8 protein-coding genes are annotated in these 8754 nt (G+C 64.7%); 4 read left to right on the forward strand and 4 right to left on the reverse strand.

From position 1 onward, the window contains the following. Window positions 1–250: 250 nt before the first annotated feature. On the reverse strand, window positions 251–529 hold the full coding sequence (locus EB084_13830) for a hypothetical protein (protein NDD29337.1): 279 nt from the start codon (window positions 527–529) through the stop codon (window positions 251–253). A 73-nt stretch (window positions 530–602) separates the two neighbouring features. Between EB084_13830 and EB084_13835 the strand changes: the two genes are divergently transcribed. The 4 genes from EB084_13835 (at window position 603) to EB084_13850 (ending at window position 6005) form a co-directional block, all read left to right on the forward strand. Next, window positions 603–1607: a hypothetical protein gene (locus EB084_13835; GenBank protein ID NDD29338.1), complete on the forward strand. Its 1005-nt coding sequence runs from the start codon at window positions 603–605 to the stop codon at window positions 1605–1607. A 209-nt stretch (window positions 1608–1816) separates the two neighbouring features. Beyond that, window positions 1817–2980 (forward strand): hypothetical protein, encoded by a 1164-nt coding sequence (locus EB084_13840; GenBank protein ID NDD29339.1) that lies wholly within the window; start codon window positions 1817–1819, stop codon window positions 2978–2980. Window positions 2981–3041: 61 nt separating this feature from the next. Further along, the gene (locus tag EB084_13845) at window positions 3042–5456 is read left to right on the forward strand and encodes a response regulator (protein NDD29340.1); all 2415 of its coding nucleotides are present in this window, start codon (window positions 3042–3044) and stop codon (window positions 5454–5456) included. A gap of 69 nt (window positions 5457–5525) precedes the next feature. Then, on the forward strand, window positions 5526–6005 hold the full coding sequence (locus EB084_13850) for a hypothetical protein (GenBank protein NDD29341.1): 480 nt from the start codon (window positions 5526–5528) through the stop codon (window positions 6003–6005). Between the two features lie 25 nt (window positions 6006–6030). Here EB084_13850 and EB084_13855 read toward each other — a convergent pair whose 3' ends face one another. The 3 genes from EB084_13855 to EB084_13865 all read right to left on the reverse strand — a co-directional run. Beyond that, window positions 6031–6924: a hypothetical protein gene (locus tag EB084_13855; GenBank protein ID NDD29342.1), complete on the reverse strand. Its 894-nt coding sequence runs from the start codon at window positions 6922–6924 to the stop codon at window positions 6031–6033. Window positions 6925–6946: 22 nt separating this feature from the next. Then, window positions 6947–8269, reverse strand: coding sequence for a carboxypeptidase regulatory-like domain-containing protein (locus EB084_13860; GenBank protein NDD29343.1), 1323 nt, complete (start codon window positions 8267–8269; stop codon window positions 6947–6949). A gap of 102 nt (window positions 8270–8371) precedes the next feature. Further along, window positions 8372–8754 (reverse strand): hypothetical protein (locus EB084_13865; GenBank protein NDD29344.1); only part of this gene is annotated, 383 nt, incomplete at its 5' end.

The following is an 8754-nucleotide window of genomic DNA, read 5'->3' on the forward strand; positions in this document are numbered from 1 at the left end:
CCAAGTTCAAGGGCTCGTTCATCTGCGACGGCAAGAAGCAGATGATGTGGGACTGGTTCCCCACCGCCCTCGACGTGCGCGCCACCCAGAAGGTCGCCCGCAAGTAGACCATCGCCACGGTCATCTGACCACGAAGGGCGCCCCTCGCGTGAGCGGGGGGCGTTCCTCGTTCTCGCGGGTGCCCGACGATTGTTGTCAAACCCTAACCGCTACCTGATTGTGCCACGCACGAAGACATGATAGGCTGATGTCAGTCAAGCAGATCACAGCCAGAGGGAGCCTGTCGACACATGAACTTCACGAAGCTTCTCAGCGCAAGCCTGGTGGCCGCCTGCCTCCTCACCCCGACCAGCGCCTGGGCGGGCGCCGCCGGCAGCGGCACGGTGAACACCACCACCACATCGAGCAGCTCGACCAGCTCGGCCTCGAGCAGCACCTCATCGAGCACCTCGACCAGTGCCACCTCGAGCACGTCGTCGAGCACCTCGTCGAACTCCACGTCGAGCAACTCGTACAGCGAGAGCCGCAATTACGACCCGTACTACTCCGTGTACGCCACAATCACCGATACGCGACATACGGGGCACGCGGGCACGACGGTCTTGAGCGGAACCGGTGAGTTCGCGTCGCTCCACTGGAGCGGATATGACGATGCCGGATACCGTTATGTGGTAACGCCCAACGGCATCTCTTCGAGCGGTCGATGTGCGGCCTACTCGTACCACTCGAGCTCGAGCTGGGCCTACCAAGGCACGGATTACGACGGATCCTCCACGAGCACGTCGCAGCAGACCTCGCAGCAGACCTCGTACCAGACCTCGTACCAGACCTCGTACGACACCTCGTACCAGACCTCGTACCAGACCTCTTACCAGACCTCGTACCAGACCATCGGATCGGGCGACATCGTGCTGGGCGTGAACACGAACACGAACACGAATGTCAACACCAACACCAACACAAACGTGAACACAAACGTGAACACGAATACCAACACCAACGTGAACACGAACGTGAACACCACCTACGCGACGGTGAACTACTACACAAACAACTACCGCCTGCTCTACACCGTCAACGAGTCGTGGACCGTCAGCCCCATCGTACTCGACCTCTCGGGCACCGGGATTCTCGACGCCTCGGGCGGTCAGTGGCTGCCTCACGCGGAGAAGAAGATGCAGGGCCGCGTCATCCGCTACGACATGAACGGCAACGGGCTCGACGTGTTCGTCGAGTGGGTCGGTCCGAAGGCTGGCCTCCTCGTCGAGCCGAAGGCCGACGGCGCCATCGACGTGTCGTGCCTCTTCGGCACCTACGGCGGCTTCGAGAACGGCTTCGAGAAGCTCGCCCTGCGCGACACCGACCACAACGGCATCCTCACGGGCAAGGAGCTCGACAGCCTGAAGGTGTGGGTCGACGCCAACGGCAACGGCCAGCCAGAGGCGGGTGAGGTCAAGGACCTGGCCTCCCTGAAGATCACCTCCATCTCGGTGGGTCACGCCAAGTTCAAGGGCTCGTTCATCTGCGACGGCAAGAAGCAGATGATGTGGGACTGGTTCCCCACCGCCCTCGACGTGCGCGCCACCCAGAAGGTCGCGCGTAAGTAGACCGCCACCCGCCCACACGGGTGATGCGACAGTGACCCAATCGCCCCGAGCCCCCCTCGGGGCGATCTCTTTCCGTGCGAGGGCGTGCAAGGGCAGTCCTGCGGCCATCGCTTGAAGGACTTGATCCTGCTTTCCCCTAAACCTCATGGGGCGCCTCGCGTGCCCCAGGAATCGACTCCCCATCACGCTCCAAAGGAATCAAGACCCCCATGCGTTGTGTGAGACTGACCGCCCTCGCCCTCATCTGGTGCTGCCTGCAGATCGGGTGGGCACATGCGGCGCCTGCCTCTGCGGCAGGGCCCGGCATCAGCGTGAGCCCCCCAGAGCTCACATCGATGGGCATGCGCACCCGGGCCATCCGCCTCTCAAACGTGTCGGCCGATGGCAACGTCGTTGTGTTCACCGACAAGGAGCGCGATCCCCAGCTCATCGCCAAAGGGCAGGTCTGGCGCCTGCGCGTGTTCCGCTTCACCCCAGGCAGCGCAAAGCCGAAGCTGACCACGATACTCATGCCGACCGCCGACCTTTCGCAAGTAGCTATCTCTCCAGACGGGTCTAAGGCCCTGTGCATCTCCGATCGCGGCACGCGCTTCATCGGCGCCGACCTCATCAAGGGTGACGCACAGGTCGTCTTCAAGTTCAAGCGCGGCGAGCCGAGCTTCCGCGTCATGCCCGAGGTCGCCTGGTTCGAGAAGGGGCACTTCCACACCATCGGCTACTTCATGGATGCCGACGAGGTCTCGACCAGCGACGCCATTGTGAGCATCGACGTTCCCGGACGAGGCTTCGGCGCGATTCACAAGGTGCGCGACATCACCACCTTCCTCAAGCCCTTCAAGGGGTTGCAGCAAGCGCTCTGGCATTCGGCGGAGCAGGCGTACTTCGTGGGGCACGGCCGTCCGGAGACCCCCTACATGCTCGTCTCGTGCTTCGGTGAGAAGTCAGTGGTGGTGACGACTGCTGAGCGGTACACGAATCTTGCGGCCGGCGAGAATCGCGTGGTGTACGGGGCCAAGACGGGAACCTCGTACGCCCTGTCGGTCTACGACACGCCGAAAGCGAAGCGCTGGACCATCGACACCGCCGGCCGCGATCTCGAGTACACCTACATGTCGGCCGACGGGAAGACCGTTGTGGCCTCGACCTTCGATGTGAAGGCCGGCAAGATGTCGACCTTCTATGCCCACGAAGCCGACGGCTTCAAGGTGCACCCCGTGGTCGGACTCGCTGACCTGCCCATGGGCACCCAGCGCCTCTCGGCCGACGGTCGGGTTCTGTGGATGTATGGCCCCCGTGGCCTGAACCAGTACCTCATCCCCGTGCCCAAGGAATCCAAGGGTTCTTCGCCCCCCCCGAAGACGAAGACCCGGTAGGCGCGATTTCGGCGTGACCACGCCGCAAACACAACGCGAGGGCCCTCGGCGCATTGCCGCCATGGGGGCCCTTGCTGTTGTATACGCGGCACTTGGATATCTGACCGAAGCAGCTTTCGCATCGCGGTCCCTGCCCGTGCGCGTATGGCCCTCCGGCGGTGTCGCGTTTGCCGCGATGCTGCTCGACCCACACCTGTGGCCAGGGCTCTTCGTCGGATGCATCTTCAACTCATCGGGCGGGCAGCTCGGGGTGGCTGGCCTCCTGAGCGAAGCCGTGGGCAAGGTTATGGCCGCAATCTGTGGCGTCGCGCTCATCAGACGCCTCGGTCGGTTTCATCCCGACCTCACCCATCCCCGGGACCTTCTGCTGCTTGCGGCGGGAGGGGCGTTGAATGCGTCGGTGAGCGCCCTCATCTGCACAACAACGCTTCTCTGGAGTCACATCGTTCCCAAGGAGGCCTATGCCGGCCTGCTGGTGGACTGGTGGCAAGGCGATCTTCTCGGCATCCTTCTGATGACTCCCTTTGTTCTCGTCTGGCGACGCATGCCCCGAGGCTGGCTCACCTCCCCTCGGGTGTTCGAGACCGCGGCCTGCTTCGGGCTTGCCCTCGTCACAGGCCACGTCATATTCATGGGAACAGGACCGAGCGAAAACACCCTTGGCGCCTTCAGCCCCATCATCTTCCTGTTCGTCACCTGGGCGGCCTGGCGATTTGGAAGACACGGCGCTCAGCTGGTGGTGGTGATGGCCGGGATACAAGGTCTCGTGGGCGCGGTGACGGGTTCAGGCTGCTTCCACGACGACATGCGTCAGAATGGCATGCTGAGCTTCTGGGTCTACATGTCTGCCCTCACCGTGGTGGGCATGACCCAGGCGCTGATCATCTTCGAGCGCAACGAAGCCGAGAACGAGCTGGCCGCGGCCAAGCGCGTCGCGGAAGACGCCAACGCCATGAAGAGCATGTTCCTGGCCAACATGAGCCACGAGATTCGCACCCCCCTCAACGCCATCGCCGGCTTCACCCATCTCGCCTTGCAGACCGATCTCACGCTCCGTCAGCAAGACTACCTGCAGAAGATCCAATCTGCTTCGAGAACCCTGCTCATGCTGGTGAACGATGTCATCGACGTCTCAAAGATCGAGGCCGGAAAGATGACCGTGGAGCGCATCCCTTTCGCGCTGAGCGACGTCATTGCGAACGTGTCTGACGTGGTCGCCCTCAAGGCGAAGGAGAAAGGGCTCGAGATCACATTCCGCGTCTCACCCGACGTTCCGCGTCATCTCATGGGTGACCCATTGCGCATCGGTCAGGTTCTGCTGAACCTCACGAGCAACGCGCTCAAGTTCACCGATCGTGGGAAGGTGGCGACCTCGGTGGAGGTGCACCGCCGCGAGGATGATCTCGTCTGGCTCTCGTTCTCGGTGCGAGACACCGGGATCGGCATCACGCCATCGCAGCAGACGCGAATCTTCCTGGCGTTCACACAGGCCAATGAGACCATCACGCGCCGATACGGGGGAACCGGCCTGGGGCTGTCGATCTGCAAGCACCTGGTGACCCTCATGGGAGGCGCCATGTCCCTCGAGAGCGAGCCTGGACTCGGAAGCACGTTCGTGTTCTCGCTTCCCTTCGAGGCCGCGGCGCTCCCCGCGCAGGACGAAAGCAACATCCGCCCTTCAATCGCGGGTCTGCGCGTGCTTGTCGTTGAAGACAACCCTATCAACCAGCGTGTGGTACGCGAGATACTCGAGGGCTTCGAGGTGCGTGTCGACGTGGCGTCGTCTGGTGCTGCCGCACTCGAGAGCCTCGGGTCCGCGGCGTTGCACGTCGATGCGGTTCTGCTCGACGTGCAGATGCCTGACCTCGATGGCTACGAGGTAGCGCGACAGGTGCGCCTGAACCCGCAGCTTGCCGATCTCCCCATCATCGCGCTCACCGCGCAGGCCCTGAAATCAGACCGAGACAAGTGCCTCGCGGCGGGGATGAACGCGTTCCTCACCAAGCCTGTCGATCCGGAGCAGCTTGTGTCATGCCTGGCGAGCATCATGAAGCCGGTCTCTGCGGCGCCTTCCACGCAATCTGCGGAGCCCGTCACGTCAACCAGCCGGAGCCGCTCCGACGGGCTTCCTGGCGTCGACCTTCTCGACGCACTGATGCGCCTCTCTGGCAACCAGCAGCTCTTGTTCGACCTGCTCCACGAGTTCGTTTCGCGCTGGAACGACGGAGGAGAGCGCATGCGCGCTGCCGTGGACTCCGGCGCCACCGACACCGCTCGACGACTGGCGCACCAGCTGGGAGACGCTGCGGCGACCCTGTCGATGCACGGGGTCGCTGCCGCCGCAATTGAGGTCGAAAAGGCCGACGACCCCAGCATCACGGTGGCCATCGAGCGTCTTCGGCACACCCTCGATCTTGTTCTGACAGGCCTCTCCACGCTGCAGCGCAACGCCGCGCCGCCCCCCACCGATCGCTGAGCTTCACGCGCTTCAGGCTCCTTTCAGGCCTGCACGCTAGCATGCGTGTCACAGCATTGGAGGTGCCCGATGATTGCTCCATACGTCACCGACGCCGGCCCCGCGCTTCGCCGCTTCCAGGCCCTTTCTGCCGATCTCGCGCAACACGGCGGATCTGCTTCGAGCAACCAGCCGGTGGCGCCGTCAGACGGTTACACCTCCGCTGAGATGTATCTTGGCAGCCGACTGGGCAAGAACGCCGAAAGTCCAGACGCCATCTACGTCATGAGCTATCGCACCGAGAGCGATGGGGAGCACATCCTCACAGAGACGTTTGTGCGCCGACGAGAGCCGAGCCTCCTCGATCGGGTGATGCGACGACCTGGGCCGGACAACGTCTACCACATCCTGCAAGAGTACGTGAGAGGGACCTCGGGAAGCCAGCTGGTCGACGCCGTTCTCGCGCGCTACGACCCGCGGCAGGCACAGCGAACCGAGCTCGCAGAAGAAGGGCGGGCTCTCGACCGCACCCGACAGCTCGAGTCAGAGACCGGGCTGCGGCTGCTCTGACGCCCGTTGCAAGGAACAGAGGCCCTCAGGGCAGGCCGGTCAGCACCCGCGGGAACATGTGGGGCAGCGCTGCCAGAAGCGCCCGGTGACCCCGAACCCGCTCAGCCAGAGGAATCTGTCGGGCCCCGGTCTCGACCACGATCACGCTGCTGGCTGCTGGCCCGGGAACGATCGCCCCTCCAAAAAGAATACGCCTGGCGGCGAGGAGCTCGTCGATCGAGCCATCGGCAGCCCCATCGACCACACCGCTGCGTATCGGCTCACCGAAACGGGTAACGCCTTCCAGGCAGAGGGAGACACCACCCGCGACCAGCGCCTCAACCGCCAGCCCGGCAATCGGATCGCCGGCCCCCAACGGTCCCTGGGCGTAGATGTAGCCCTCATCGAGACCGTCATCCTCGTGCAGGTCGATGACCAGCGCCGGAGGCCACGCCCGCGCCTTCGAGAGCACCCAGCGCGTGAGGGCATCGGCCTGAGGCGAGACGGGCGCGGGTGCCCGAGCGCCACCATCTCGAGACAGGAGCAGATGCTCGCTGTCACCCACGCTGCAGCCGGGCGGGTCGTCAGAGACCCGCGGGGCGTTCGGATAGCGCCAGCCGCGCACATACCCCAGGGGGTTGCACAGTGGAAGCACCACCAGGGGAACCGTACGCGCCAGCTCTCCAAGCGCATCGACGTGCTGGGCCAGCGCATTCGGCCCCGCGGGCTCTTCGCCGTGCACCCCCGTGATCAGCCACAGCGCACGGCCGCGCAGCGCGCTCGTGAAGCCTTCGCACGGCAGCGAGCGCGACGGCCCGTCGTCTGTGGCGACGGGCTCGACGAAAACCACCTCGGCGTCGAAGCCATGCGCCTCGGCAAGACGCTTGTGCGCCGTCTGAAGCGCCTCGAACGGCGCTCTGCCATCGACAGGCGGGGGCATCGCCATCACTGACGATGACCCGCTAGGGCGAGTAGACGTAGTCGGTCTGGCCGGCGCTGCTGAACGTGACGTAGTGCTGGTTCGTGAACGTCGAACCGCTGCTGTTCTTCCACGTGACGCGAACCGTGTAGCCACGACCCACAACGGCGCCGGTGCAGGCGAGGTCCTGCGAGGAGTAGCCCAGGTCGTAGTACCAGCTGTTCGACCAGCGGTTGGCGTAGTTGTTGTACTCCTGCACCTCGATCTTCGAGACGTAGTAGCGCACGCCCCCGTAGTAGTAGGTGTAGGCGCGAACATAGAGCGTGCCCGTGGTGGGCCCGGGCGACGTGGAGGTGAGCTGGACGTACACCGAACGGGTCTGGTTGGCGTACACCGTGATGGTGCCGCGCGCCGTGGTGTAGCCGCTGAGCGAGACGGTGACCGAGCGCGTGCCGGCGGGCACGTTGTAGAGCGCGAAAGACCCGTCAGACAGCGAGGTGGTCGACTGCCCGGAGTCGAGGCTCACGCGCGCGTTGCGAAGGTTCGCGCCCGTGGACGATCTGACCACGCCCACCACGGTTCCCGTGGGGCCGGCAGCGGCCGTGCGCTTCCGCGATGCGCTGGCAGCGGTGGCAACCAGGTTCAGATCGCAGGCCTGCACCGCGAACACCCAGCGCGCGCCGTTCGCGGCCACGCGGGCCGTCTTCAGCGTCTCGACAAAGGGAGCGCCCTTGTCGAGTCCGAACGCCGAGGCGCGAAGCAGGGGGTCAGCGCCGTCAGCAGCCGCTTCGACAGCGCGCGACGCATCGCCCTCAGACACCGTGGCCCACGACCAGGAGATCGCGAGATCGAAGGGATTGCCCACCAGGTTCCAGCCCTGCTGCAGCGGTACCGCCACCTCGTCGGCGGTCTGCCGCTCTCCATAGACGGTCACGCGCCCGGGGGCCTCGAGGTAGACGAGATAGCCCAGCCGCCCGTCGACAGCCGAAGGCTCAGCGGCCGCGTCGAGCGCAGCCCAGGCCCCATCGCGCCACGTGTAGAGCTGATGGGTGAGACCGCTGATGGCCTCGATGCGCGAGAAGGGGAACGAGACAAGGCTCCATCCGGCTGGCAGGTCGAGGGTTGCAGTGGCGGTGGACGAGGCGGCTGCAGCCGCGCCGCGCGCGACCGTGCTCGACCGCGCTGCCATCGTGGGCAGGGCGGGAGGCGCACTCGTCTCCGCGACGGCCGATGACGCCGCTGCGGAGCTGCTGCCCGACGATGTCGGGACACCCGATTGCGTGGAGGTTCCACCGCCGCACCCTGAGAGCAGGGTGACGAGGGCGATGAGGGCGACGAGGTGCGAGAGAAGAAAGCGACTTTTCATGCTGGCCCCTCTGGTTGAATCTCTCCCTCCCCATCTCCTTCTCACGACATGGTTCCCATCGGTACATTGCCGGGATGTGAACGAATCGACAGCGAAGCGCGCTCAGGGCCGGGGCTGCGGGAGCTTCTCGGCCAGCTTCACCATCGACTTGTCGATGATCTCGCATGCGCGCTTCATGGCCGCGGCCGTCATGTCGTCACCGGTGAAGAAGGGCATGTCGATCTTGCGTGCCTCTTCGGCCAGAACCACACCCTGCCCGTCGACCACGATGAACGTGCCGGTGATCGCCCCTTCGTCTCCCACGAAGCGAGCCCGCACGACACAGTCGGCGTTCCGATCATCGATGAGCATGCGCGCGGCGGGCACGCGCTCGGCGAGACGGCTGCGGATGCGGCTCTGCAGCACCAGGTCATCGAAGTTGATCACCTTCTGGCTGTAGTGGTTCGACACGTACGACGAGCGCATGTAGTTGCGCACCTCGACCA

Source organism: Pseudomonadota bacterium (genome assembly GCA_010028905.1).
Classification (GTDB): Bacteria; Vulcanimicrobiota; Xenobia; order RGZZ01; family RGZZ01; genus RGZZ01.